Source organism: Corallococcus aberystwythensis, assembly GCF_003612165.1.
In the GTDB taxonomy this organism is placed as follows: domain Bacteria; phylum Myxococcota; class Myxococcia; order Myxococcales; family Myxococcaceae; genus Corallococcus; species Corallococcus aberystwythensis.
Genome location: NZ_RAWK01000544.1, coordinates 1 through 903 on the forward strand (window position 1 = coordinate 1; position 903 = coordinate 903).

Below are 903 nucleotides of genomic sequence, written 5' to 3' on the forward strand. Positions count from 1 at the left end.
GAGGTGATCTGCCCCGTCTCCGGACGGCCGGTGTTGAAGTGCACCACCGTGCCCACGGTCCAGTTGTTGCCGAACTTGTAGCTGAGCGCGGCGTTGAGCGTGTGTGCCTGCTCGAAGGCGAAGGGCAGCGTGCCCTCCACCGTCTCCATCACGCGGTTGTCGTCGCCGATGCGGGCGAAGCGCGCCTTCCGCTTGCTCTGCAGGAAGCTGTAGGACACCCAGCCGAACCAGTGGCGGCCCAGCGGGTGGCGCGCCATCAGGTCGAAGCCGTAGGCGTAGCCGGTGGTGGCGGGGTCCTCGCCCAGGTTGCCCCGGCGGCGGCGATTCTCCGCCACGTCCACCAGGTCGAACTCCACCGCGCGGGACAGCGGGTTGAAGAACACGTCCGCGCTCAACTCCAGCCCCTCGAAGGCCTTCCACTCCGCGCCCACGTCGAACTGCGCGCCGGACTGAAGGCCGTAGCGCAGGCTCGCGGTGTCGATGGCCGGCACGTGCACGAGCACGGTGGGCGGCTGGTGGAACAGGCCCGCGCCGCCCTTGAGCGTGAGGGTGTCCGTCAGCGTGTGGCGCACGGACAGGCGTGGCTCCACCGCGGTGAAGGTCATGCCCGGCACCAGGTGGTACGCGTCCACGCGCAAGCCCGGCGTCACCACCCAGGTGTCGGACGGCCTCCACGTCGCGGACGCATACGCACCGGAGAAGGTGGCCAGTGCGCTGGGCCGCTTGAGCGGATCCGCGTCGTCGGAGGGACGCCAGCCCGGGGGCCGTGCGGTGCCGGTGAGCGTGGTGGCGGAGCGGCGGTGCTCCACGTCCCCGCCCACGGCCAGGTCGAGCGAGGACGTCAGCGCGCGGCGCCATCCCGCGCGAGCGGCGACGCTCACCTGGCTCAGCCCGTACTCGCCC

At 71.5% G+C, this 903-nt stretch carries 1 protein-coding gene; it reads right to left on the reverse strand.

Annotated elements, in window-relative coordinates; all coding sequences use genetic code 11:
- The coding region (locus D7W81_RS41340) for a TonB-dependent receptor plug domain-containing protein (RefSeq protein ID WP_158621794.1) at positions 1-903 on the reverse strand (903 nt) is incomplete at both ends.